The 24,025-nt window shown below is 44.8% G+C and carries 24 protein-coding genes; 15 read left to right on the top strand and 9 right to left on the bottom strand.

Annotated elements, in window-relative coordinates; translation table 11 throughout:
- Positions 1 to 179: 179 nt before the first annotated feature.
- The 4 genes from QUB33_RS06860 to QUB33_RS06875 form a co-directional block, all read right to left on the bottom strand.
- Positions 180 to 536: an STAS domain-containing protein gene (locus QUB33_RS06860; RefSeq protein WP_333348839.1), complete on the bottom strand. Its 357-nt coding sequence runs from the start codon at positions 534 to 536 to the stop codon at positions 180 to 182.
- A gap of 104 nt (positions 537 to 640) precedes the next feature.
- Positions 641 to 1,894, bottom strand: a complete 1,254-nt coding sequence (gene glf, locus QUB33_RS06865; protein WP_333348842.1) for a UDP-galactopyranose mutase — start codon at positions 1,892 to 1,894, stop codon at positions 641 to 643.
- A 123-nt stretch (positions 1,895 to 2,017) separates the two neighbouring features.
- Positions 2,018 to 3,319: a glycosyltransferase family 1 protein gene (locus QUB33_RS06870; RefSeq protein ID WP_333348843.1), complete on the bottom strand. Its 1,302-nt coding sequence runs from the start codon at positions 3,317 to 3,319 to the stop codon at positions 2,018 to 2,020.
- Between the two features lie 839 nt (positions 3,320 to 4,158).
- Positions 4,159 to 5,193: an aldo/keto reductase gene (locus QUB33_RS06875; protein WP_333348845.1), complete on the bottom strand. Its 1,035-nt coding sequence runs from the start codon at positions 5,191 to 5,193 to the stop codon at positions 4,159 to 4,161.
- 429 nt (positions 5,194 to 5,622) lie between these two features.
- Between QUB33_RS06875 and QUB33_RS06880 the strand changes: the two genes are divergently transcribed.
- The 3 genes from QUB33_RS06880 to dtd all read left to right on the top strand — a co-directional run bounded on the left by QUB33_RS06880 (position 5,623) and on the right by dtd (position 8,932).
- The gene (locus QUB33_RS06880; protein WP_333348847.1) at positions 5,623 to 6,024 is read left to right on the top strand and encodes a fasciclin domain-containing protein; all 402 of its coding nucleotides are present in this window, start codon (positions 5,623 to 5,625) and stop codon (positions 6,022 to 6,024) included.
- Positions 6,025 to 6,476: 452 nt separating this feature from the next.
- Complete coding sequence (locus QUB33_RS06885; RefSeq protein ID WP_190693252.1) at positions 6,477 to 7,616, top strand: CobW family GTP-binding protein; 1,140 nt, start codon at positions 6,477 to 6,479, stop codon at positions 7,614 to 7,616.
- An 860-nt stretch (positions 7,617 to 8,476) separates the two neighbouring features.
- Positions 8,477 to 8,932, top strand: coding sequence for a D-aminoacyl-tRNA deacylase (dtd, locus tag QUB33_RS06890; RefSeq protein ID WP_333348850.1), 456 nt, complete (start codon positions 8,477 to 8,479; stop codon positions 8,930 to 8,932).
- Positions 8,933 to 9,224: 292 nt separating this feature from the next.
- Here dtd and QUB33_RS06895 read toward each other — a convergent pair whose 3' ends face one another.
- The gene (locus tag QUB33_RS06895; protein ID WP_333348852.1) at positions 9,225 to 9,488 is read right to left on the bottom strand and encodes a hypothetical protein; all 264 of its coding nucleotides are present in this window, start codon (positions 9,486 to 9,488) and stop codon (positions 9,225 to 9,227) included.
- 31 nt (positions 9,489 to 9,519) lie between these two features.
- Between QUB33_RS06895 and QUB33_RS06900 the strand changes: the two genes are divergently transcribed.
- From QUB33_RS06900 to QUB33_RS06910, 3 genes are all read left to right on the top strand, one after another.
- A complete protein-coding gene (locus QUB33_RS06900; protein ID WP_333348854.1) occupies positions 9,520 to 10,758 on the top strand; it encodes a HetZ-related protein in 1,239 nt (412 codons plus the stop codon).
- Between the two features lie 857 nt (positions 10,759 to 11,615).
- Entirely contained in the window at positions 11,616 to 12,509 is an 894-nt protein-coding gene (locus QUB33_RS06905) for a DUF2382 domain-containing protein (protein WP_333348856.1), read from the top strand.
- A gap of 165 nt (positions 12,510 to 12,674) precedes the next feature.
- Positions 12,675 to 12,902, top strand: a complete 228-nt coding sequence (locus QUB33_RS06910; RefSeq protein ID WP_333348858.1) for a hypothetical protein — start codon at positions 12,675 to 12,677, stop codon at positions 12,900 to 12,902.
- A 181-nt stretch (positions 12,903 to 13,083) separates the two neighbouring features.
- Here the strand turns inward: QUB33_RS06910 and QUB33_RS06915 are convergent, their stop codons facing one another.
- From QUB33_RS06915 to QUB33_RS06925, 3 genes are all read right to left on the bottom strand, one after another.
- On the bottom strand, positions 13,084 to 14,052 hold the full coding sequence (locus QUB33_RS06915) for a TIGR03885 family FMN-dependent LLM class oxidoreductase (protein WP_333348860.1): 969 nt from the start codon (positions 14,050 to 14,052) through the stop codon (positions 13,084 to 13,086).
- Between the two features lie 194 nt (positions 14,053 to 14,246).
- Complete coding sequence (locus QUB33_RS06920; protein ID WP_333348862.1) at positions 14,247 to 15,098, bottom strand: DUF1206 domain-containing protein; 852 nt, start codon at positions 15,096 to 15,098, stop codon at positions 14,247 to 14,249.
- A 212-nt stretch (positions 15,099 to 15,310) separates the two neighbouring features.
- On the bottom strand, positions 15,311 to 15,700 hold the full coding sequence (locus QUB33_RS06925) for a hypothetical protein (protein ID WP_333348951.1): 390 nt from the start codon (positions 15,698 to 15,700) through the stop codon (positions 15,311 to 15,313).
- A gap of 473 nt (positions 15,701 to 16,173) precedes the next feature.
- On the opposite strand from QUB33_RS06925, the gene QUB33_RS06930 reads away from it, so the two are divergent.
- From QUB33_RS06930 to QUB33_RS06940, 3 genes are all read left to right on the top strand, one after another.
- Positions 16,174 to 16,299, top strand: coding sequence for a hypothetical protein (locus tag QUB33_RS06930; RefSeq protein WP_333348865.1), 126 nt, complete (start codon positions 16,174 to 16,176; stop codon positions 16,297 to 16,299).
- Positions 16,300 to 16,756: 457 nt separating this feature from the next.
- Complete coding sequence (locus QUB33_RS06935) at positions 16,757 to 17,335, top strand: DUF3611 family protein (RefSeq protein ID WP_333219208.1); 579 nt, start codon at positions 16,757 to 16,759, stop codon at positions 17,333 to 17,335.
- 436 nt (positions 17,336 to 17,771) lie between these two features.
- Complete coding sequence (locus tag QUB33_RS06940; protein WP_333348867.1) at positions 17,772 to 19,403, top strand: alpha-amylase family protein; 1,632 nt, start codon at positions 17,772 to 17,774, stop codon at positions 19,401 to 19,403.
- 5 nt (positions 19,404 to 19,408) lie between these two features.
- On the opposite strand, the gene QUB33_RS06945 is transcribed toward QUB33_RS06940, so the two are convergent.
- Positions 19,409 to 19,531, bottom strand: a complete 123-nt coding sequence (locus QUB33_RS06945) for a hypothetical protein (protein ID WP_333348869.1) — start codon at positions 19,529 to 19,531, stop codon at positions 19,409 to 19,411.
- 492 nt (positions 19,532 to 20,023) lie between these two features.
- On the opposite strand from QUB33_RS06945, the gene QUB33_RS06950 reads away from it, so the two are divergent.
- The 6 genes from QUB33_RS06950 (at position 20,024) to QUB33_RS06975 (ending at position 23,950) form a co-directional block, all read left to right on the top strand.
- Positions 20,024 to 20,635 carry a hypothetical protein gene (locus tag QUB33_RS06950; RefSeq protein WP_333348870.1) on the top strand — a complete coding sequence of 204 codons (612 nt, stop codon included), beginning with the start codon at positions 20,024 to 20,026 and terminating at the stop codon, positions 20,633 to 20,635.
- 155 nt (positions 20,636 to 20,790) lie between these two features.
- Positions 20,791 to 21,165 carry a hypothetical protein gene (locus tag QUB33_RS06955; RefSeq protein ID WP_333348872.1) on the top strand — a complete coding sequence of 125 codons (375 nt, stop codon included), beginning with the start codon at positions 20,791 to 20,793 and terminating at the stop codon, positions 21,163 to 21,165.
- A 14-nt stretch (positions 21,166 to 21,179) separates the two neighbouring features.
- Complete coding sequence (locus QUB33_RS06960) at positions 21,180 to 22,301, top strand: EcsC family protein (protein WP_333348874.1); 1,122 nt, start codon at positions 21,180 to 21,182, stop codon at positions 22,299 to 22,301.
- Positions 22,302 to 22,471: 170 nt separating this feature from the next.
- Positions 22,472 to 22,891, top strand: a complete 420-nt coding sequence (locus tag QUB33_RS06965; RefSeq protein ID WP_333348876.1) for a mechanosensitive ion channel family protein — start codon at positions 22,472 to 22,474, stop codon at positions 22,889 to 22,891.
- Positions 22,892 to 22,898: 7 nt separating this feature from the next.
- The gene (locus tag QUB33_RS06970) at positions 22,899 to 23,189 is read left to right on the top strand and encodes a DUF2254 family protein (RefSeq protein ID WP_333348878.1); all 291 of its coding nucleotides are present in this window, start codon (positions 22,899 to 22,901) and stop codon (positions 23,187 to 23,189) included.
- Between the two features lie 8 nt (positions 23,190 to 23,197).
- Complete coding sequence (locus QUB33_RS06975) at positions 23,198 to 23,950, top strand: hypothetical protein (RefSeq protein WP_333348880.1); 753 nt, start codon at positions 23,198 to 23,200, stop codon at positions 23,948 to 23,950.
- Positions 23,951 to 24,025 lie beyond the last annotated feature (75 nt).

The following is a 24,025-nucleotide window of genomic DNA, read 5'->3' on the forward strand; positions in this document are numbered from 1 at the left end:
GGTTAGCCACAATTACCACCACTTTGACAAGTTTTTTGCTGATTAATTTGCAAAATTTCTGCAGCTTAATACAGGCTCATCTGAAGGCTCTCTTGTGCTGAAGTCATTAGTCAGAAGAAAGAAGAATAAACCAGGAAGATTTTTCCTATCCCCCACTCTCCCCCTCTCCCCCTCTCCCTCTAGCTAGCAAGACTGTGCAAACCTCCTAACGGATCAGTTAGCTCACTTTTGAGAGAAAAGTCTTCTGCAAACGGCAAACACTGAAATATTTGCTGTAGTCCCGTGAGTTCAAAGAGAATTCTAACTTGTTCGCTCATGGCAGAGATCAAAAGTATACATTCGCTGTCTCTAACTAATTTCACGATCGCCACTACAGCCATTAACTCGGAATTTTTCAGGAAATTTATTTTTGAGAAATCCAGCATAAGAATTTTCCCACCGCTTTCAATGAGGCGCTGTATTTCTTTCTGAAACTGAGCAAATTGAGAATTTTCCAAAACCTCATGAGACAAAACAATTTTAACTAGAACGTTCATTTTTACCTCAGTGCTTGTTTGAATTATTAAATAACTTTTGATGAAAACCGAGTAAGGTGCTCTGTTGGCACCTTACCTTTTTACCCCTAACTCGCAGCTTCCAGCTACTTGCTAGCAGAGTTGCCGTTACCGTTACCGTTGCCGTTGCTGTTGCCGTTTTTGACAGCAGCGACTTCTAGAGAAGCTGCGGGGCGAGGGGGCGTAACTGCATTGGAGGAGCTTACATTAGAGGCCGAACCGTTAACATTTTCTACCAATTCAATTACGGGCTTGGTAGTAATTTGTTTGTAAGTTGTCAGAGCTTGAGCGACCACTTGATCCATGTTGTAATACTTGTAAGTCGCCAGCCTTCCCACGAAAGAAACTCCCGGAGTTGCATCAGCCAAAGCCTTATATTTCTTGTAAATTTCGGCATTCTCTGGACGCGGAACCGGGTAGTAAGGGTCTCCCTCAGCTTGGGGATATTCGTACACAATGCTAGTTTTTTGATGCTCTTGTCCGGTGAGGTATTTAAACTCAGTGCAGCGAGTATATAAATGCTCGTTGGGGTAATTTACGACCGGTGCTTTTTGGTGTACGGGTACGTTCAGTGTTTCGTGCTTGAATTCCAAGGAACGGTAAGGAAGTTTGCCGTAGCAATAATTGAAATAGGTATCGACCGGCCCGGTGTAAATCATTTCTCCGTAAGGGATAAAACCCTCAATTTCCCGGTAGTCGGTATTCAGCATCACCTTGATGTTTGGGTGAGAAAGCATCTTTTCAAACATCCGAGTGTAGCCGTGAAGCGGCATTGCTTGATAGGTATCGGTGAAATAGCGATCGTCCCGGTTAGTGCGAGTGGGTACGCGCGCAATCACTGAGTTGTCGAGTTCCGACGGGTCCATTCCCCACTGTTTGCGGGTGTAGTTGCGGAAGAATTTCTCGTAAAGTTCGCGGCCGACTTTGCTGACAACTACATCTTCGGAAGTGCGAATGTAATCCTTTGGTTCTGCTACTTTCGCGAAGAAATCTTCTACTTCAAATGAGGTGAGATTCAGTCCGTAAAGTTCGTTTACGGTGTTGAGATTGATCGGAATTGGCAGCAGTTGACCGTCAACGCTGGCTAGGACGCGGTGTTCGTAGGGCCGCCACTCGGTGAAGCGCGAAAGATACTCGAAAACTTGGCGCGAATTGGTGTGAAAAATGTGGGGGCCGTATTTGTGTACGAGGATGCCGTGGTCGTCGTAGTGATCGTATGCGTTGCCGCCGATGTGGTTGCGGGTATCAATTATCAGGACAGTTTTTCCAGCTTCATTTGCTAGTCTTTCGGCAATGACGCTACCTGCAAATCCGGCTCCGACGATTAAATAGTCAAACATTGAAACACCTCTAATTGTGGGTAAGGGTAAGGAATAATTGGTAATTGGAGATAAAGCGAGGATTGTTGAGTGTTAATTTTTGAATCCGTAAAGTGTAACTCTTTAAATTCAACCTCAACATTCCTAACTTAAAACTTTGATCCGGCCTTCGGCTTTCTGCCGTTTCTCGTCGATCGCACTTTCGATCAACCCCAGCATTTCGCCCCAAGTATTGTCCCAAGAATTGTCTGCTAAAAAGGCGTCTACTTGGCTGAGCCACTTGGTGCGAACGTCCGAACTTTCGCTGAGGATTTCTTGGGCACAAGCAACGAATTCTTCAGAATTGCTAGCAATCCGAACCAAGCCCTTTTCTCCGTAGGGCCGCACCACGTCGCGGATAGGAGTAGAAATCACAGGTTTGCCGGCAGCGAGGTATTCTGGAGTTTTCGTGGGACTAATAAACTTAGTCGATTCGTTTATCGCAAAAGGCAGCATTGCGATATCCCACCCGCCAAGATACGCTGGCAGTTCTTGATAAGATTTGCCGCCGAGATAGTGGATATTTGGGTGGGTTGGCAGACTTGTCGGAGCGATTTTCGCCACCGGGCCAATAATGACTAAATGCCAGTCGGGCCTTGCTTGGGCTATCTCCCCCAGCAGTTTGATATCCATGCGTTCGTCTATAACGCCATAAAATCCCAAACGCGGGTGAGGAATGTCTTTTTGATCCGTCGGTTCTTGTGAAAGATTCCTGGCGGTCGCAAAATGTTCTTTTTCGATGCTGCTGGGGAAGGCGTGAATGTTGGGATGCTGGTGCTGCTTGGCTTCGTAAAGGTTGTGTCCGCCTGTAAATACTACGCTGGCGCGCTTTAATAGTTGGTTTTCATTGGCTTTTAAATCGGGGTGTGCGCCTTTGAATGCTGACAATTCATCCATGCAATCGTAGACTACAGCTAGCGGCTTTAAGTGGTTTGTGAAACTCACAGCCATTGGTGTGTAATACCAGAGGATGTACTGGCTGATTTCGGCCGCTCGAAACAAATCATCTAGCATGGCTTGCTGAGCAGTTTGTGCTGTTGCTTCGCTGGTTCCTTTGGTCAGGTGCGGTACTATTACCCAAACTCCGCTTTCGTGGATGCTGACATCAAGCCACCAATCTGTAGCCGCGCTATAAATCGGTTCTTCTACAAAGAATACGCGACGACTTTTCGCACAACGACTTAAGAGATGTTGCGGACGCTGATAGACAAAATTCCACCGCAAATGAGACAGGCAAACTAAATCTGGTGGATCTAAAGCCTCAGTTTTTGATAATTTGGCGCGCAATGCGGGCGAGGAAGCAAATTGAGAGGGCGATTTGGCTGGATCTATAGAGGTAAATCGGATCTCCCATGCTCGCTCTTTATTGCTATAACTATTGTTTACTGAGTTTTCTGGGGGCGACATATTAGCCTCTGGAATTTGTCCATGAAAATTTGTCCGTTAAAATTTGTCAATAGGATATATTTCTCAGCATTCTCTTACTGAAAATCGCAAGCATAAATCTGAGAACTTTTATTGACTAGCAAGCGCCGCATTCAGTGCGCCAAACAAAGAAACTGTTTAGCTGCGGAGAAACACGCTTATCTGCTTTTTTCAGAATTGAAACTTGGAGATAAGTTAATATTGGTAGACTTGCTATTGCTGTTAAATGTAACCCAGTTTTTCTGCCCTAACTTCTATCTGAAGGATGACTTCTATCTCAGGACGCGCTTAGCTTGCATGCGGGGTTCAAAAGCCGTTAAAAGGCCGATCGACCTTGTAAAATGACTCTTAACTGGCAGGGACGGCGTGAAAAAAGAGCGAGTTTTATTGCTTTATTTGGAGATGATAGAAAATTTGTCATCAAGTTTATCTTGCTTTTTGATTTGACAAACCTGGCTTTTTTTTAACTCATCCGAGCGCTAATTGGGAAATTTTGTATCCTAATATACAAAAAGTCGGCCGACATTTCTGACTTCCGATAGATTAACAATTGACATTTTTATAGAGTGGGGTTAAACTTACCGAAAAGCACCTGTCTCAACAATATCAAAGAAACCACGCAACCGCAACGATAAACCTAAGATTTTGCGCGAGTCTGCGACAAGAAACCAAGGTGATGACATTTGCGCTGTGGGCGTCAGTTTAACCTCGCGCCCCCAGCACAAATGTCAATCATCCCTCTAAGAGCGGCTTCGCCGATATCTGCAATCGAACGCCAAATATCCACCTAAACCCGCCCAGACTAGAAGATAGCAGCACTTTTAAAGTCGGCGGTCAATTTTTGCCAGTCCCCCTCCGAAGGCAAAATCTTGCACGGTCGAACTCTTTAAGAAATCGTGGGGAAAACCCAATTCAATAGCACTTACGTTGTCTAACTGCTGCATTTGCTCCGGCGTTAATTCAAACTCCAAACAAGCGAGATTTTCCTGAAGTTGCGAGAGTTTGCGGGAACCGACAATCGGAATAACTTGGACTGGCTGTTGTCGCAGCCAATTTAAGGCTATTTGAGAAGCAGGTTTGCCAATTCCGGCTGCTATTTTGCTAACTTCGCCAGCAATTTGGAGGTCTCGTTCGTTAATTTTTCCCGATTCAGGTGAATTCAGCCGTTTAGCTTCGCTGGCTGTTTCTGAAGTATTGTATTTTCCTGTCAGCAAACCGGCTGCTAGGGGGCTCCAAGCTGTAATGCCAATCTCAAAGGCTTTTGCCATAGGGATCAAGTCCCGTTCAGGAGTTCGCTCTTTTAAAGAATACTCGATTTGCAAGCCGATAAATGGTGTCCAACCGCGCAGGTTGGCGATCGTATTTGCTTGAGAAATAATCCAAGCCGGCGTATCGGAAATGCCGATATAAAGAACTTTACCGGCGCGCACCAAATCGTCAAAAGCGCGCATTACTTCTTCAACGGGTGTGGTAAAATCCCAAGCGTGCAGCCACAGCAAATCTATGTATTCAACTTGCAATCGCTTCAAACTGGCCTCTACTGCTTGCACCATATTTTTGCGGTGGTTGCCGAAACCATTAATTTCGCCATTCTTCATGTTGAGGCTATACTTAGTGGCAACTACCCATTTTTCGCGATCGGCTGCGATGAACTCACCGACATATTTTTCGCTAGTACCGTTGGTGTAGAGATTCGCGGTATCAATGAAATTGCCGCCCGCTTCTGCAAAGGCGTCGAACATTTTCCGGCTTTCGTCGTAGGAACTCCCCCAACCCCAGTCTTCCCCAAAAGTCATGGTTCCGAGGCAGATTTCGGAAACGCGAAGTCCGCTGTGACCTAGTAGTTTGTATCTCATGTCACCCTTCTGCTAGTTAATGTTTGTTAACAGTTTAGATCGGGATTTCCCAAACTGTTTCCATCAGTCGGGGTGGCTGGTTTTACGGGGCCTTAGCGCTGTGCTTAATGTTGAATGTTTTGCCAAGTCAATCAAAATGTCTTAGCTTCGGGGCGCCGAGCCGTCGCCCCTGCGTTTAGTTTAAACACCCGGCAGGGGGGAGCATCTTACTAATATATTTAGGATTACATTAATGAATTAAAATACAGTAAAATCTCTAAAAAAAGATCTACCTTTAGATAGGTACTTGATAAAATGAGTTCAATTAAAAAGTGCTATCTTAAATATTCAATTCAGAAAACCCGACAGAACTAGAGAAAAAATGAATGTAGCTAAATTAACTTTTTAGCGTTATATTGATTTATAGATTACAAAAACTAGGTGACTCACTTGGCTGACATCGTTGATACCGCCGTTTCGGCAGGCTCTTTTACTACCCTAGTTGCTGCAGTCCAAGCCGCTGGTTTAGTAGATACTCTCAAAGGCGCTGGCCCCTTCACAGTTTTCGCGCCTACTGACGAAGCTTTTGCTAAGCTTCCCGAAGGTACTGTAGAAGCACTGCTTAATGACATTCCTAAGCTGACAAAAATCCTGACTTATCATGTCGTTTCCGGCAAAGTTCTGGCTGCTGATGTAGTCAATTTGAAATCTGCCAAGACAGTTGAAGGTTCAGAAGTTAAAATTGATGCTTCCAATGGCGTCAAAATCAATGATTCTACCGTTACCACAGCCGATGTTGCTGCTGATAATGGCGTCATCCACATTATTGATTCAGTCTTGCTTCCTGCGTAAGCACAGACTTAGATAGCGCAATACTATCTTGAGGGCGGTGGCTATACTTAGCCGCCGCCCTGTTTTCGTTGAGGTTGAAATATTTTAGGCAGCTTAATAATTAAAACTATTATAGAGCAGCGGGAATTGACCGATCGCACTCAGCTTGACTTGGGCCCAAATTTGTCGCTGCAGGATTTACCGGGAAAACTCGTTGCAGCCAAACAGCGACAGGTACTCTGAACAAAAAAATTATCAAAAAAATAAAAAAGTGCGATCGACCGCGTTAGCAATTGCCGATAATTAGCGGCGCACTTATTTTGCACTCTCGCGCTGATTGCCGATTGATGCGTAGATACCCGGCCACCAAACCCAACATTTTTCCGAGAAACTGGGTTTACGGGGCCTTGTCCTAATTAAGATACAATAAGAACCACAAGTTTAAGCTTTAGACCTTATTTGACATTCAAGCTATGCAATCTACAACTCAGTCCGAGACAGAACTGGCGATGGACGCTCCCAAACACGGATTGCCCGTTACAATCATTACAGGATTTCTCGGCAGCGGTAAAACAACCCTGCTCAACCACATCCTGACCAACCAGCAGGGTTTGAAAACAGCAGTTTTGGTAAATGAATTTGGCGAAATCGGCATCGACAACGAACTGATTGTCACCACCGACGACAACATGGTCGAGCTGAACAACGGCTGCATCTGCTGCACAATTAATGAAGATTTGGTTAATGCAGTTTACAAAGTTTTGGAACGTCAAGAAAATCTCGATTATTTAGTAGTTGAAACAACCGGACTCGCCGACCCGCTGCCAGTAGCGATGACTTTTTTAGGCACAGAACTGCGCGACCTGACTCGTCTCGATTCGATAGTGACAGTAGTAGACGCAGCCAACTACAGCTTAGATTTGTTCAACTCTCAAGCAGCTTACAGTCAAATAGCTTACGGCGATATAATTATCCTCAACAAAACTGATTTGGTTGAAGAAGCAGATTTAGATTTGTTGGAAGTTAAGATTCGGGATGTCAAAGAAGGTGCTAGAATTCTGCGAACCGTAAAATCGGAAGTTCCCCTACCGCTAGTCCTCAGCGTCGGATTGTTTGAATCTGACAAGTATTTCCAATCAGAAAAAACTCCTAGCAGTCACGACCACGATCATCACGATCATCACGACCACCACGACCACCACGACCATCACGACCACCACGACCACCACGACCACCACGACCACCACGACCATCACGACCACAGCCATCACGACCACTCCCACCATTTAGAAAATGACGGATTTACTTCAATTTCTTTCCAGAGCGAGAAGCCGTTTTCTCTAAGGAAATTTCAATATTTCTTAGACAACCAACTGCCAACAAACGTGTTTCGCGCGAAAGGGATTATGTGGTTTGAAGAAAGCCCCAAACGGCATATTTTTCACTTGAGCGGCAAGCGATTTACGATGGACGATGACGAGTGGAAAGGCGAGCGGAAAAACCAGCTTGTTCTCATCGGTCAGGGTTTGGATACCGAGACTTTGCGATCGCAACTCGAAAACTGTCTTTGTATGCCTTCAACCAGTCGCGGTAAAGGTTTTGGGAAGAACTAACAGTAAAATATTCTTTTCACCTAAACCAAAGAGCGTCGCGGTGTAATTGTTTTCGCGATCGCGAACTGGAGATGGATGGGGACAATGAAGGGCGATCGCCCTCCAAGAAAAAGAGCGCCCTCGAATAAAAAGAGCGATCGACCTATTTTATTGTTGCTAACAAAAACAGAGCCGCACACTTATACTGTCCGCCGATCTCAAAAGCACGATCGCCAGTGCTTTCAAAGGTGCAGAGTTGCGTTGGTTTTACGTAATCTCTGCACCTTTATGCTGTTCCCACCACCTCTCACCACTCCTACTTCCCACAACCAGTGCAATAGTTGGCAAACCCAACGAGGTCTGGGAGTTTCCCTTGACCGTCTCACGTTCATTGTTTTCGGCTAAGCTATTACAAAAAGCTTGCAAGGAGACGGGCTATGAGCAATCGGCGGCTAAAAATAATTCGTGATTATATTTCGCTCTTTTTATCACGACTCCAAAGGAATTTTTGGTGTTTTTGGGTAAGAATTCAAGATGACAGTTTTCTTTTTTTTGCTAATTGTTTATTAGCCCTTCTCAAATTGATTGGTTACGCTGCCTTGTTTTTGGGTTTGATTTTAATGCTGGGTCATTTCTGTCTAGTTGACATACACATTAGCCGTGCGCGCATAACCCTCCAATCTCAGTGTCCTGAACCAGTGATCGAGCCTAAGCCTGCCGTGTCATTTAAGACTCAGGTGGGTCAACTATAAACTTGCCTTTGAAGCCCCCACGCTTAATCTAAGATTTAGTGGTGAGTGGCTGACAATTTCATTTTCATGGCGACACGGCGATTGGGCTGCTGTTGAAATAATCCTAGGACGCTACCAAAAAGCAGGTCAATGCGAGTCATTATCCAGCGAGTAAAATCATCTCAAGTCGAAATTGACGGTCAAATTGTCGGCAAAATTGGCTGCGGACTTAACTTGCTTGTAGGTATTGCAGACACCGACACCGAAGCAGAACTCGATTGGATGGCTCGCAAATGCCTGGAATTGCGTTTGTTTCCCGACTCTGCCACGGATACCGGGCGCTGGGACAAGTCCGTACAAGACATCGGTGGCGAGTTGCTGGTTGTAAGTCAGTTTACGCTCTATGGGGACTGCCGCAAAGGTCGGCGGCCTTCATTTGACCGAGCCGCGACTCCTGAACGAGCTGAAATTTTTTATGATAAATTTGTCGAAAAGTTGCGCCAGAGCGGCTTAAAAGTTGAAACAGGCTTGTTTGGAGCGATGATGCAAGTCTCGATCGACAATGACGGCCCAGTGACTTTGATATTAGAAAGAGAATGCGGGTGAGTTGGTTGACAGGCCTCTCTGTGCACCGCACCGCACCCTACTTTTCTTGTCTTCCTACCCTTCGGGAACGGCTTCGCCGAACGTGTCCTTTGCGTCTTCGCGGTTCGTTCAAAAAAGGCCGTTGCGCGTTTTACTAAGAGCAAATTTTCAGATCGACCGGGTTTCCTAACTGCTGTTGCGTAGGTTCAGAAGACATGGGTTTTCGCTACATTTTCTCCCATCCCGATTCCAGAACCTCAAACCCTTAAAAAACCAGTTTGTAAATCGTCCACTCAGCGGCCCTGGAAGACCGTCAATCTTTTTCGCGATCGCCCCACACAAATAACAGCTCAGAATGCTTGTACAGTAAGGCTTTAACGGCAATAAAATCAATCTTCCACAGCCAGCGCTTAGAATCAGATTCAGCAGCCAAAAACTGTTGGATGAGAGAGTGGAACACTGGCATAACTGCGGTTATCTCTACTTCCGTAACATTCAATGTATAGAGAGTTGAATCAGCACAGCAAGCGAAACCGCCAGCTACTGCCGCCTCACTCTCTAACAAACGTCCTCGCACACCCGCTGTGCCCTACCACCCGATAAACGCCATGACTCTCAAAGCTGCCACCAACACCGTCAACTGCAACACCGCTTCTGACATCAACAGCATTCCGGCTGCATCCAGCGAACAAACCGCCGAAATCAATACTCTTCCCAGCATCGATATCCTCGCTTTGGCTAACTTCGCCCTCAAAGAATTGCAAGCGGAAATGAAAACTGCCAGCCGCAGCGCTCAACCAGTGGCGATGCGGATTGCTAAGGAAGTCGAACGGATTTGCCAAAAGAGCGATCGCATCCAAATTTCCGGCGAAGTAGAAGCTTGGCAAATCACCTTGGCCGAGCACCGGTTGCAAAAAACCCTGCAATACTACCGCCTCGGTTCCAAACAAGGCCGCGTCGAACTGCACTCCCACCTCGCGGCTATGATTTACCGCCATGTTGCTTCTTTCCGATCGAACTTGAACTTCCAAGCTCGCTACAACATGATTGAAGACTTTTTGCAAGGCTTTTACATCGAATCTCTGCGAGCTTTCCGCCGCGAACACCAACTCGATGTCACCTACCAGCCCCGCACGCAGCTAGAATTAGCTGAGTACATGGCTTTTACCGAACACTACGCCAAGCGCCAAATCGGTTTGCCCGGCCGCAACCGCCAACGCCTGATCGTGTTGCGCGCTCAAGGATTTGCCAAGGGCCAGCCTCCCGAAACTGCGATCGACATTGAAATGGCTGTAGAATCCGGCAAGGGAGAAGAAGCGGAAATGTACAGCCGCTCTCCGGCGCTGCAACAAGTGCGCGAGCAAATGGTATCGGAAACTGTCGATCCGGCTGATGCTGTGCTGCGCGATCGAGTAGTCTCGGAATTGATCGCCTATCTGGAATCCCAAAATCAGCCAGAATGCGTGAATTACTTAACTTTAAAATTGCAAGACCTTTCGGCTTCGGAAATTGACCGCGCGCTCGGTTTGTCTTCCCGCCAGCGCGACTACTTGCAACAACGTTTCAAGTACCACGTCGAAAAATTTGCCCGCACTCAAAATTGGAAACTCGTCCACGAATGGCTGGGTGCTGATGTCGATCAAAAGCTGGGAATGACTTCGGACAAATGGGAAGCATTTCGCGCTCAACTTGCGCCAGAAATGCAGCAACTGTTAGAAATGAAGCGGAATCAAGAAAGCGACAAGGCGATCGCCACCGCGCTCAAATGCACTCCCAAACAAGTCCAAAAACGCTGGGCGCAACTGTTGGAGCTGGCTAGCCAGACTCGCAACAGCAGCCAAGCTTAATTGGTACTCAAATATGAATGCAACTGTTTTCTTGAGACTGGAAAATGCGATCGGGTGCGGCACCTGCACAGGAATGCCCGCCCCGGCGTCCACTCTCAAATCAACAAGGGCTGCTACTAACTTATCGCCGCTTTTTGGCATATTCAATTTATTAAAACAACATTACTTTTTTTAATATCTTTCGTTCCCTGGTTAGGCCGGGGAATTTGTTTTTATTAGTCATTATTACTTTTTTTAATATCTTTCGTTCCCTGGTTAGGCCGGGGAATTTGTTTTTATTAGTCATTAGTCCTCAGTTATGGGAAATTGCTTGCTGAAGAGGAGGCATTGCATATATTCATAATAATATTTAGGGCTTGCGGTCGAAGGGCATAACACCGGAGTCCAGACATTATCTGGCGCGGGTTACATCGCAAGACCTTATGTTATTATTCCAAGTTTAAAGAGATGTTCAACTTTCGATTCGTTTGTGGCTTTTTTATATCAAACAGAAAAAGCCGAATTATTTTCTTGTTTTTCCTTGACGATTATGAATATATGCAATGCCCACATCACTCTAGTTTTAAAGTAATAAATTGGTCGAGAAAATGTTTTATATCAGTTAATTTAGCGTATTAAAGTATAACTTATAATTTTATTTTTTGATAAAAACAGTTAAAAACCGATTGTAAAACTTGAGGGTGCGGAAGGCGAATACAAATGATAATTCATCTATCCAAAGACATAAAACAATCCAAATAAATATACTCATCTTACTATTCTGTTTCATTTTATACTTCATAAGAAGGAAGCATCAAATTTGAGTTATATCTAAAATGGGGGCATAAGTTGATGTAGATAGAAAGGGAAGGATTCCTATGTTACTTTACAAAATTGAAGATTTTAATCCCAACTACCGCGAAGCGGCTTTTAATGGCGAAGATATCAAAGGTCTGGATATCTATGCTGGAAATACAGATGAAAAGATTGGCTCCATCGATACCGCGCTAGTTGATGAGACAGGACGTTTCCGATATTTTGTTGTTGACACGGGTTTCTGGATCTTTGGCAAGAAGGTATTAGTTCCAGTTGCTCTTTGTCGAGTGGATGTTGATGCAGAACGCATCTACGCGACGGGTTTGAGGAGTAAAGAGCAAGCAGAAAGACTACCCAAGTATGAGGATGAGATGGTGGTTGATTACGATTATGAAGAACAAGTGCGGGGTGTTTATCGTACTCTACCTGTAGAAGCGTCTGCACCTGTAGAAGCATCATTGCCTTTAGAGGCATCTGCACCACTTTCTATGCCGGGTTCTGTCTCTAACCAAGCTAGTGCTGCTGGTTATGACCGCAACACCTACGCTTACGAACAAGAGCCTCAATTGTATCAGATGAACGAGCGCGAGCATCACAAATTCCGACTCTACGAAGAACGACTGGTTGCAGAGAAAAGCCGTCACAAAGCTGGCGAGGTAGCAATTAGCAAGCGAGTTGAAACCGAAACGGCACGAGTTTCAATTCCCACAGAAAAAGAGCGAGTTGTAATTGAGAGTATAACTCCCGAAAATGCAGGTGCGCCAGTAAGTCGGGATACTCCCTTCCAGCAGGAAAAAGTGATGCGTATGGAAGTTTACGAAGAGACTGCCGACCTCAAAAAAGAAGCTTTTGTGCGCGAAGAAGTTAACATCAGGAAAGAAGTTGAAACGGAGATTGTTGAGGCAACGGAAACGCTGCGTCGTGAAGAGTTGGATGTGAAGACGGAAGGGCGTTAGAGTGCGAATGAATTGAACCAGGTTTTGTAGTTGCGCTGTCTTCGCCCACAGATGCGTTGAAGCGCAAATACGAACCTAAAAAATTACTACAGTTACAAAAAAAGAGGAGCTTTATAATGTCTAATTGCTGGCGTTTGGCGTTAATTAAGTACAGCATTTTTAGCTTTGTCGTTTAGCATCTATGCGACCAGTTTTTTAGAAAAATCTGAGCCAGTGGCAGCTCAACAAGCTCAGCAGACATTTCATATCGTTCTTGCCTTCAAAGATGCTGGCATCGGCTTGCCCGATCGTGATGTGCGAATGCTGATACCGCGCCATCCCGATAAGTGGCCAACCGCATTGGGTTTGGGAGAGAGCGATCGCACTCAGGATTCTGACAATCCTAGTCGGTAAGTCATATCGATTCCAGTTGCACCGCCGGTGATAGTTGACTGTTGACTATGAGTCAAAAAACTGAAAATTGCGCGAATTATTTGTTGGCAGATTGATTCGACTTTACGCCCGACGATGAAGCGCGGATTTGATATCATTCCGGCGACGCCGGAATTGATATCAGTAGCATCATAATTACGACTCAACTTTTTGTCAGCCCTGGGACTACTTTTTCGCCAAACACCTCAATAAACTGCTCTTGTTCTCGGTTGACGTTGTGCAAAATTAGTTGATCGAACCCCAATTCAATATCTTTTTGCAACCATTCAATATGCTGCCCTTGGTCTGCGGAGATGCGGACGTGTTGATATAACTCCTCTGGTTGCACAAACTCCCCGGCGGCATCAAATTGATCCGGTGTTATCAGTTCTGTCAACATTTTGCTTTTGAAGATGTTACTGCGCCATTGATCGTGAGCGCCTTGTAGTGCTTTCTCTGCATTACTGTCATAGGAAAGCTGCACTTTCAAAATCATTGGTTTTCCTTCTCCGCCACCGCGACGAAACGCATCAACGACTTTTTTTAACTTTTCAGGTGGGCGAGAAGTAGTAATTAATCCATCAGCCCAACTGCCCAACCATTCTGCGGTTTCTGGGGTAACTGCCGCGCCGATAATTAATGGTAGAATTTCCGGGCGGGTATAGAGTTTTGCATCTTCTACGCACACTAAACCGCGATGGGTGACGGTTTCTCCTGCCCAAAGGGCGCGGATAATATCGACACATTCTTTGAGGCGCGCGTTGCGATCGCTCTTAGTAGGCCACTTATCCCCAGTAATATGTTCGTTCAATGCTTGACCGCTGCCAACCGTGAGCCAAAAACGATTGGGAAACATTTCTGCCAACGTTGCCGCAGCTTGAGCAATAATAGCCGGGTGATACCGCTGTCCGGGAGCGCAAACAACCCGATAGGAAAGCCTCGGCGTTGCTTGCATTGCTGCACCCAACCAAGACCAAGCAAAACCACTTTGTCCTTGCGCTTCACTCCAAGGATGAAAGTGATCGGAAGAAAGGGCATGGGTAAAGCCAGCTTGTTCTGCCATTTGGACATATTTCAGCAGGTCGCTGGGCTTAAACTGTTCGTGGGAAGCGTGATAACCAATTTGTGCCATACGTTTTTATGAGTTTTGAATTTTAAGTTTTGAGTTTTGAATTTTAAGTTTTGAGTTAAAATATCCCGACTTAAAAGGAGGTGATTTAATCAGGATGCCTAGTAAAAGTTTTGAGTTTTGGGTTAGATAACTTTTGACTTCACCAAAAATAATCTTGTACTCAAAATTCATAACTTTCCGTATAACGGGCAAGCTTATGAGCGGAAAATTCGCCGATAGCGAGCTTCAATTACCGAGTAGATCCCATAGGCAATTAAACCCAAAGGTACTAGAGCCAAAATCACTGGACTAAAAGGCTGTTGTGCCAGAATTGCCAACACCTCGCCCAATCCCTTCGTTTGACTGGCATCCGATAGCCTTGCTGCTTGAATTAAGAAAAAACCGATTATAACGAAAACAATTCCACGGGCAGCAATTCCACATCGGCCCAACCGTGTCGCCCACTTTTGCTCGGTTGGGCTCATTTCATCTAGCTTGAAATGGCGGCGAAATTTGGCTTTATATGCTTCGTAGAAATAAGAAAAACCTACACCAATAACAATTGAGCCTGCCAATCCTACCAGCCATTGTCCAAACGGTTGCGCTAAAATTTGGGCTGTCAAATCTTCGGTTGTATCGCTCTTACCACCGCCCGAACCCATTATCAGTTTTACAGCCGTTAAAGCCAAACCTGCGTAACCTAAAGCACTTAAGGCGTAGCCAATGCGTTGGGCAATTCGCTTGGCATCCATCTTTTGTCCTTGGTGTTCTGGGTCCAGAATTGTCTGAACGATACGCCAAAGGGCATAACCAATAATGCCAATCGTTACAAGAAATAGCAGAAATTTACCGAAGGGTTGGTTAACAATTTCTGATAATGCACCGCTAGTATCGGTTGTCCTGCCGCCCATACTAAAGGCTGCTTGTGCTGCTAAAAAACCGACAATAAAGTAAACTAAGCCTTTGGAAGCATATCCCAATCTTGCCAGTCGCTCAAACCAGGGATGAGAAGCTGCCTGTCCAATAGAGTCTTTAATGCTGTCGGTGGGTGAGTTGTCCCGTTTCATATTTTTTCTACTTTAGTTGTTAACGACTACTGGCATACGCCTATGGTGAATTCCTTTCCAGTTAACTGAGTTTTTAAACAAATAATTTATGTTATTATCTAGTGATTTAATTATTAGCTTGTTTAGAGCTATTTTTCATCAGTCTTAAGCGGGATTTTCCTCGGTTGATTGATAGATAGATTTCACATTTATTACCCTTGACAAATCTAGCTTTATGGGCTATGAGACAGCTTCCCTGATGGAGCAGTCTGCCAGCAGTATAGTATATCCTTGATTAAAAGTTCTTTAACCAAAGTTTTAATAACAATTATAATTGGCGGTGTTAAAAATACTCCCCAAAAAACCAATAACAATCTAAATACTGTCTTGAGTGCTAAGGTGTAATTGGAAAGCCAATATACCTGCTTATTCATAAGAATAGGGGTGACAAAGCAGCCTGCTCCAATTTGTGGAATTAGGAAATATAGCAACAGCACCTCGCCTGCTTTCCAAGGCGAATCTAATAAAGGCAGCCGTGCTGAAATTACGCTTAAAAAATCGCCTTTACAGGGAATAAAAGCGAAGATAAATGCCACAATTCCGTCAACAAAAAGCAGTGTCACTTGCAAAGCAAAGAAACCAATAATACTCGTAATATAGCAAGCCTAAATCATTTGTGAATTTCTTACTCCCTCCCCTTACTAAGGGGAGGGTTGGGGTGGGGTAAAAGATTTAGGAATCGTGCAAGGATTGCTATAGCACTAAAACTCATGCTTTATGCAATGCCTGCCAACCAACCCATTAAACCCTTTTCTAATTTTGAAATAATTGCATCGGCTCGCTGACGGTAAAAAGCCGCAAAAAGGCTGATATTTCCGTGGCGGTATGGCATCTGATTTACCAGGAGTATGGTCAAAAATATAATTAATAAGCTATGGATAATCAGGCTTAGATAGTGGGAATACAACAGATAAATATGCGAAGTGGTTCACATAAAACTCGTTTAATTTTGTTCGGTTAAATCGTCAATACTGGGAAGGCGAGCAAAAATTTGTCCGGGTAATCTTGCTGGCAACGAATACATCCAAACTCGCATATGAATAGTTGGGAATCTGGAATAGCTGCCTTAACTAGGTTATGGACGTTGCAAGAATGGATGCGCCCCTGTGCGGCAGTTGGGAATCAAACATCGATCGCCAATAGTCCGATCGCTCGCACTTAACTCAAAGCATTATCATAAATTTTTCCTCAATCATCTTCCATCAGGTGGATATTTTCTTATGGCATCAGACAGATGGCAAGGCTGGGCTAGTTAGATTAAATAGAGATAGAAACAAGATTTTGAAATGGTGAACAAAGACAATAGACGTTTTGCCTAAGTCGATTTTTAAGACTCTAAATTCCCATTGTCGCAAGAAGTTGATTGTTCAGAACCGGGAGGATTTTAGGAAAATTAAATCAACCACAATGGCAGTGTCTGTGTTGAGTTCAACTTTTGATTTACCGGAAATTGCCGAATTCGGTTCCCAAACATCCGGCATCCTGTCCTGCCCTTAACTGACTTTTCAGAAAAACTCTAATAGCTAACCACAAGGCGATCGCTTGCGACAGGAAGACAAGCAGAACCTATTTGTTACGTCGTTTGCTTTGACGCTCAATTCAGCAATAAGGTGTATATAATGACTCAACTGAATCAACCAGAATCCCTGTCGCAACCGCTGACCCAAACAGAATTCGTCGCAACTTTTCGCTTGTTTAGTAGATTTAGCTTCTGGATACAGTTATTCTTGGGTGCTGTTTCCGGCATTGTTTTATTGTTTGCTATGTTGGGTCGCAACATGAGCGATCAAACCAATAATAATGCAGGTATTGGGTTCGGCATATTTTTAGCGGTAGTTGGTCTGTTATTGCTGTGCTTTAGAATTTTTTGGGATTTTCGCTATAGGCTTTTAGGGCGACTTTTGCACGCCGAAAATTCCCAGGTATATCCCAGCAAAGAACATATTACTCACACCTTACGGATTGGATTAGTTTCTAGTTTGGTGGGGGTATTAATCGCGTTTGTTGCTTCTGAAGAAACAGTTGCTGTAGTCCTAGCAAAAACTCTTAGTCAACCGCAAGCGATGGCAGCTTATGCGCCCGAAAATGTGATTCGTTCCCTAGATATTTTTGTGACGATGGCCAACGTCAATTTGATTGGCGCTCACTTTTTTGGAGCTGTTACTTCTCTTGGGTTACTCAATTGGGTAGAAGAGTAGTTGGCAAAATTAGCGATCGCTAAAGGCAAACACAACTCCTCTGCCGTCAGGACTTACAAGCGCTGGTCGATTTAACTAAGGTTTTTGGTTTTGCACTGTCTTGGTGAAAGAGAGCTAAGGCAGTGCAGCTACAAGCTAAACAACTTGGCTATTTGGATGAACATCTAATCGGAAATTGGTAGCGATCGATCTTGCTAATGGTAGTCAGCTCGATCTACCGTTTTTTTATTTAAAAAACGTAATTTATTTATTATCTTGATAGATATTTCATCTACCTTTAGATGGATAGATATATTTTTAATTGGGACAACAGGACTTAGGCTCATATTCCGAAAGATGAGCTATAACCGTGGTATTCAGCTTCCTAAATAACCCTGTGATCGGGTTTCGGAACAAAGCCATGTTACACAGTTTCTCTATTAATAAATTTACTGCAATGAAAGACCTCTGGTATAAAAACGCAATTGTCTACTCCCTCGATGTTGAAACCTTCATGGACTCTGACGGCGATGGTGTCGGCGACTTTCAGGGACTTATCAACCGCCTAGACTATTTATCCGCGCTAGGAATTACTTGTTTGTGGTTGCTGCCGTTTTATCCTTCCCCTAACCGGGACAATGGTTACGACGTGATGGATTACTACAACATCGATCCGAGACTCGGAACCCTGGGAGATTTTGTCGAATTCATGCACCAAGCAAGGGAACGAGGAATTCGCGTGCTGATCGATCTGGTAGTAAATCATACGTCCAATCAGCATCCTTGGTTTCTTGCAGCCAAAAGCGATAAAAACTCCAAGTATCGCAATTACTACGTGTGGTCAGAAAATCCACCCAAAACTGATCCAGAGTTGCTGGTGTTTCCCGATGCCGAGGACAGTATTTGGGAGTACGAGGAACAAGCAAACGCTTACTATTTGCATCACTTCTATAAAGAACAGCCTGATTTGAATATTGCCAATCCGGCGGTACGAGAAGAAATCTGCAAAATTATGGGTTTCTGGCTAGAACTGGGCGTGTCTGGATTTCGCATTGATGCTGTTCCCTTTTTAATTAAAGGAATTGGCATCGAAGGTGCAGACCCCGAAAGCCTGCGAGGTTTCTTGGAAGAAATGAGAGAGTTTGTGTCATCGCGTCGGGGTCATGCAGTGTTGCTGGCAGAAGCAAATGTCGATCGCGAGCAAATTTCTATCTACTTTGCTAAGGGCGACAGAATGCACATCCTGTTCAACTTTTTGCTGAACCAGCATCTGTTTTTGGCCCTGGCGCGTCAAGAATCCACAGCATTGCGCGAGGGACTAAAAACCTTACCGGATATTCCTCCTATTTGTCAGTGGCTTAATTTTGTGCGCCACCATGATGAACTGACGCTAGACCGCATTACTTCATCGGAACGAGAGGAAATTTTTGCAGCGTTTGCCCCTGAGAAAACTATGCAAATTTTCGGGCGCGGGATTCGTCGTCGCTTACCACCGATGATGGGAGGCGATCGCCGCCGGATTGAACTGGTCTACAGCTTGCTGTTCACCCTGCCTGGTACACCCATGCTGCGCTATGGCGAAGAAATTGGCATGGGCGACGATCTTTCGCTGGAAGGTCGAGGCAGCGTCCGCACGGTGATGCAATGGTCAGATGCAGCGAATGGTGGCTTCTCGACGGCTGCAACTGATGCCCTTGCCAGACCTGCGATCGCCAACGGAGAATACGGTTACAAACAAGTCAATGTCCTCGCAGCGCAGCGCGATCCTGCGTCATTAATTAACTGGATGGAACGTGCAATCAGCATCCGCAAGCAATGTCCTGAGTTGGGTAGGGGCAAGTGGCACATTCTGGAAACCGACTCTCCCTCGGTGTTAGCCCACTGCTGCGACTGGCAAGGCAGGACGGTGATTGCTGTCCACAATCTAGCCGACAAACCTTGTACCGCTACGCTGAAATCTCAGGAATACAGCCATTTGTTCGATTTATTTGGCGATCGCCTGTATGAACCTCTCGGTGCCGACTCGCCCTCTATTCCCTTAGAAGCCTACGGCTATCGCTGGTTTCGAGTCAATCGAATCCAGGGTTGAAAAAGTTAATGTTGATGGGAGTTATCAACGGTACTTCCGCCATACACATCCAGCCCTTTGATATCGTCGTCATCAAAAGCTGCTTGGCGGTAGTTGGGATTAAAATCCTCACTTTTGTAAAGTAACATTGTTGTTTCCTGTACTATCTACATCAACTTGTGCACTTACTTTAGATAGGTATCACTTCTAATACTTCCTTGTTATGAAGGATTCTGCAAATTGAAAATCATCAAGATAGCGAGCTTTTTTTATAGCTTTCTATCTTTAGGTGGATGAATTTAGCTTCCCTGTACTTAATGTGAGAAATTTATCTAATCATTCGTAGGTTTGGTGGAGCCAACCTAAAACCTTTCTGGCACCAACTATCACAATAATTTATTAGGTTTTATTATCACCTTAACTACAGGATATCCTACAAAATTAAGGGCATCTCTAAAGTAGCTGCTGGTTTTTTTTTTAAGGAAATTTCGATTTTATGAGCGAAATTTCTACTTTTGATATTTAAAATTTTCAACTTAAAAATATTATGTCCATCGGTAGATATTCTGGTAATGATGATTAAGTAAAATTAAATTACCCCCAAGGAAAAAGTCACAACGTAACGCAGGGGTTAATCTTTTATGACTTATCCAGATCGATCGGGCAGTCAACTCACTGAGCCTACAATCGTCAATCCGCTGGTGGATTACCACGATCGAGTGAGGTGGGGGCCAATTTTGGCAGGAATTGCGATCGCTCTGGACACTCAACTGGGTTTAAGCGCTTTGGCAATCGCGATCGGATTAAGCGCGGGTGCAACAGGGGCGGATGCAGGTTCCGTTGGTTTTGGGGTCGTAATTTTGTCGATTATCAGTTTGCTGATTTCCCTATTTTTGGGAGGTTGGGTGATGGCTCAAAGCTGCGGCCCGATGACCAAGAAAACAGCACTTTTGAATGCAGCAATTCTGTGGGAAACTACCTTAGCACTTAGTTCTTGGTTATTAGCAAGCGGGATATCGGGTGCTGTTGGCGCTGCCGCTGCTAATGCTGGAGAAATTGCCAATCAAGTACAACAACAGGACGGCGTTAATATACCGAATCAAGCGCCGAATGTAGACTCAAATCAAGTTCGCGATATCGGTGGTAATACAGCTAAAGCTGCTTGGTCATTTCTACTTGGCTCTTTGCTGGGTTTGGCAGGGGCAATGATTGGTGCTGCTGTTGGCGCTCGCAAACCTCGGGTTTATGCTTGATTAGCGATAATAAAACCAGAAAATTCAACAAGCACAGCAGCGAGTCGAATTATTTTATACCCTTGGGATGGTGATTCATTCTTTCTTAGAGAAGATGAACGAGCTAAAAACCTTTTCTAAGGTTTTGGCATAGAGATTTAAAAGGAGATAAAGCGATGCAAGAGCAGAGGATATGGCAAAAATATACAAGGTTAACAAGTTCGATCTTGTTAACGGCAACGGTTTTAGTTGCTCCCTCGTTCGCCACTGATACAAATAAAACACAGATTCAAGGTGAATATTTGCTAACGCAAGTACCAGATAGCTGTCGCCAGGTTATTGCGAGGAATGGTCTTAAGGTTCGGCGACAACCGACGGCTAACAGCGAAGTGATTGGCATCATGGATTCCGCGCGAAATGTGACGATTCAAAGTCTTGGTGAGAATGGACGAAGAGTGACGATTGAAAGTTTAGGAAGGGATGGTTGGGTGCCGATTACAGTCCTGCTGAGAGGCTACGTCCAAACTCAAAACCTGGCGTATTGTAGTTAATTAAAAAAACAGTCATGGATCACCAATCAAAGCCAAAAAAAGAAACTAATTCACAGCAAAATTCTGGTTTGTTAAATTTCATTGCTGAGGCAACAGAATCTGCACTGAATGCAGGCAAAGCGGTTGTTGACACAGCAGTTGATTGGGGGGAAGCGGCTGCTAAACAAACTTATCGATTGATTGGACAAGCGACGCAAGGAACCGGAGATGCGGTAACTTATGTTGGCAATCTTCCGTTTGTTAAACAAGTCGCAGGGGTACTCAGGCTTGATTGGTTAGTTGGGGTGAGCGATCGCATCGACTTAGCCAAAGCCGAAGCTCAAGTCAAGGAACTCCAACAAAAGTATCCCAATGAAGATCCCAGCGAAATTGCCCATCGCATTATGGTGGAAAAAGCGCTCCACGCCGGTGGTGTCGGATTTGCTAGCAGCATTTTACCCGGTGTCGCGGCTGCACTGCTGGCGATCGATTTAGCCGCGACTACTGCGATTCAAACCGAAATGGTTTATGAAATTGCCGCCGCTTATGGGATGGATTTGCAACAGCCAGCCCGAAAAGGCGAGGTTTTGGCAATTTTTGGGTTAGCGCTAGGCGGTAGCAACGCAATGAGAGCTGGTTTGGGCTTTTTACGCAACGTACCGCTGGCTGGCGCGATGATTGGTGCGAGTACGAATGCTACGATGCTGTACGCGCTGGGATATGCGGCGCGCCAGTTTTACGAAGCCAAGGTGAGGGAAGAGACTGAAGAACCTGGAACCGAAACGCTGCAAGCGATCCAGCAACAAAGCGAGAAATATCTCGATGTTGCGATCGCCCAGCAAGCAGGGATGGATCAAATTATGGTTCACATGATTTTGGCAACTTATCCCAACAAAAACTGGGAAGATATTCTGCCAGAATTGAAGGTCTTGCAATTAAATGCCGATTCTCTCAAAAGGATTGCTGCTAACATCAAGTCCCCCAAACCATTGGGTGCATTGTTAGAGCAACTTAACCCCGACTTTGCAGTACCGCTATTAGCTCAATGCCGTCGCATTGCCGAAAGTAAGGGAGAGGTTTCCGAAGCAGAACAGAAGGTGCTGGATGCGATCGCACAAAAACTCAACGGTCAAGATGTGGCTTCGATATCCACTTGAAAAAAATTGTTGGTGCGTTAGCTTTCTGCGTAACGCACCATCCCCAATATTTACTGTCGCTGTGTAAATCCTAAATTAACCTCACGTTACAGTAATATACAGCCTTAAGATAGAGTTTGACATGGCTAATTTTAATACTATCAATAACGACTGATGCAAGAGGAAGTTTTATGACAGCAGAAATATCCGCAGTCTGGGACAAGATTGAGAGCATGATCGATGACTTCATTGTCCTGCTGCCTAATATGATACTAGCGTTAATTGTTTTTGCAATCTTTTTCTTTGTTGGCCGGTCAATTAAGACAGCGGTCAGGCGGCTTACCCGCAACCACCGCCAATCGCGGAATTTGGGACTGGTGTTGGGAAGGTTAGCGCAGGGTATTACTGTTCTGGTTGGTCTGTTTATTGCCTTGTCGATTGTAATTCCCACATTTAAAGCAGGCGATTTGGTGCAACTGCTGGGAATTAGCGGGGTAGCGATTGGTTTTGCATTTCGCGATATCTTACAAAACTTCCTAGCTGGTATCCTAATTCTTTTGACGGAACCGTTCCAAAAGGGATTTTCCCTCGCCGTATCGCTACGACGATGACCAAAATTTGCGCGTCATTGTTGAAGGAGTGACGTTTGAAAGGTTAGTCGATGCTGCCTTTAACCAAATTCGCCAGTACAGTAAATCAGATGTGGCGGTAACAATTCGCTTATTGGAAGCTATAGCTTGCATCGCCACTTACACCCGCAATTTCAAACAACGAGAAGCTTTACGCCGTCAGGCGGAGATGATTTTAAATAGTAGCCGCGAACAAATCTCTCACGAGCAAGACCAGAAAGATGTGCAAGAGCGGTATCACCAAGTCATTAAAGCTTTAAAACAGAATTTATTTGGTTGAGCAGAATTATGGTAATAACAACAGCTTTACGATCGGCTCCTAATACTTTAGCTTTAAGCGCGCTGATTGCCATTGGTTTAGCGCTGACACATTTATTTTGCGGCAAGTTGCGGTTTGCTCCTATTCCTCGCAGTGGCTGGCTTTCAGCGGCGAGTGGGGTTTCGGTAGCTTATGTCTTTGTACATATTTTACCGGAATTAAATCTGCACCAAGGGGTATTAGAGAAAGTAGAAGCAGGAGTTATTTCCTATCTAGAACACCACGTTTATTTAATAGCTTTGTTAGGATTGACTGTATTTTACGGCCTGGAGCAAATGGCAAATTTATCTCGTCTGCGTGGCGAAGAAGATGTGACCAGTCCTGCTGTTTTTTGGTTGCACATAGGCTCTTTTTCCATCTACAACGCTCTGATTGGCTATCTGCTGCTGCATCGGGAACAACCGGGCATTACCAATCTGCTGTTGTTTTCTTGTGCAATGGCACTGCACTTTGCAGTGAACGACTCTGGTTTGCGGGAACACCACAAACATATTTATGACCGCATCGGACGCTGGATACTAGCAGCAGCTATTATTGTGGGGTGGGTGTTGGGTAGCGCTACTGAAATTGGAAAAACTACGATCGCAGTTTTATTTGCTTTTTTAGCCGGAGGAATTGTTCTCAACGTCCTCAAAGAAGAATTGCCAGAAGAACGAGAAAGTCGCTTTTGGGCATTTGCTCTTGGTGCTGGAATTTACACGGCTCTTTTATTGGCTTTGTAGAGGAATCACAGGAAGCCAAAACGTTCGAGCTTAAAACCATTAGAAGGAGTAAATCGTTCTTTCAGACGCCGTTGA

Origin of the sequence: Microcoleus sp. B3-A4, from assembly GCF_036705385.1 — a bacterium.
In the GTDB taxonomy this organism is placed as follows: Bacteria; Cyanobacteriota; Cyanobacteriia; order Cyanobacteriales; family Microcoleaceae; genus Microcoleus.